Below are 1,389 nucleotides of genomic sequence, written 5' to 3'. Positions count from 1 at the left end.
GAATATGCCACTGGGGTTTGCTCGATCACCGTGGCTCAATCGGGGCGGCTAGGGCCGCTAATACGGGTGTTGGCGGCTATTTATTGCTACGTGCGTTATGAGGGGCGTGCAGATCTCACTTTAGATCTGTCCCATTTTTTAAGCACTGAATCGACAAACCACTGTGAATCAAATTTTTTAAATTCGCTTTCATAGATATCTAGAAAACCATCAGGTGTGGCTTCTGCAAAATGCAGATGCATTTCACTAGAATTATCAAAAAAATAAGTTCTTCTACATTTCACAACCATTTCATGCAAAAGTGACAAGCTTGCTTGATAGCGACTTATTATCTTTTCGGCAGGGACATCATGCCCACCACTCGAAACTCTTTGTGCAACACGAGCCTGATTAATCTCAGGACTTGATGTGCAAATATAATAGAGGTAGGGCTCAAACCCAAAATCTAGTGCTTTTTCAACAAATCTTATGTGACTACTATGACTCATAACAGATTCATAGGTGAGAGATAGCCCAGACTCCAACCAATCCTCTCTCAGGCCTGTGGCAATCGCTTGCGCAGATATCGCAGCAAAATACGTTTCAAACTCTTTAGCAAAAGACTTTACGGACGCCTTGCCCTCAGACATTGCGGTTGAGGTTTTTTCAATAACATCATTTAGCTCAATATGCTTCGCAATATCATCAGGATTTAAATATTGCCCTAATGGTATTTTCTTACTAAGCAAAAATTGAGTCAGGGTTGTTTTACCCGAGCCATTTGGGCCAGCAACAAGCCTTAACCTTGGCACAAATACTCCCTAAGATTGAACGGCTGGGCTTGTTTTAACTTTTTGAGCTGCTTGACCTGATGATCGGGCGACTCTTCAACCAGATAGCCATCACGTTCATAGACCACAGAAACACCTGCTGCCAAATTTCTTTGGATGGCCGCGCGAGAGGATTCACTCGCAAACTGCATGAGTGAGCGCGTGTCTTGCATTGGATCTTTTCTCTTACCTTTGCGCACCATCGCTAGCTTCTCGTGGTTTGATTTCTGACTCATGATTTCTCCCTTCTCAGTACAGCTTGTGAAACCATAGATTCATTATAGACCGAGTAGTTTCGAATAGAGCAGGCTATTGCAATGATTCATTAAATATCGTGGCTCGATCAGGGCGGCTGGCGCCGCCTTCGCGCCGGGCCGCCGCTGCGGGTGCCTCTTTCGCTCGTTTCTCTCGCTCTTTCGTTACGCCGCGCTACGGGGTGCTCGCCCATGCGTATCGTTGGCGATGCATCCGTAGCGCGGTGTAAGCAGAGCGCACCCGCGAAGCACCCCGTGAGGGGTGCCGAATATGCCACTGGGGTTTGCTCGATCACCGTGGCTCGGGGCGGCTAGGGCCGCCCTTC

General features: G+C 47.4%; 2 protein-coding genes. Both read right to left on the bottom strand.

From position 1 onward, the window contains the following. Window positions 1-95: 95 nt before the first annotated feature. A complete protein-coding gene (locus tag B7L72_RS18220; RefSeq protein ID WP_139788472.1) occupies window positions 96-791 on the bottom strand; it encodes a zeta toxin family protein in 696 nt (231 codons plus the stop codon). After that, window positions 779-1,045: a hypothetical protein gene (locus B7L72_RS08360; protein WP_016913346.1), complete on the bottom strand. Its 267-nt coding sequence runs from the start codon at window positions 1,043-1,045 to the stop codon at window positions 779-781. Before B7L72_RS08360 ends, B7L72_RS18220 begins: the two co-directional genes overlap by 13 nt. Between the last annotated feature and the right edge of the window lie 344 nt (window positions 1,046-1,389).

This window comes from Halomonas sp. BC1 (assembly GCF_002078135.1).
Taxonomy (GTDB): domain Bacteria; phylum Pseudomonadota; class Gammaproteobacteria; order Pseudomonadales; family Halomonadaceae; genus Vreelandella; species Vreelandella stevensii.
Note: the sequence above shows the minus strand (reverse complement) of the source record. Positions and strands in the feature narration are given on the sequence as shown.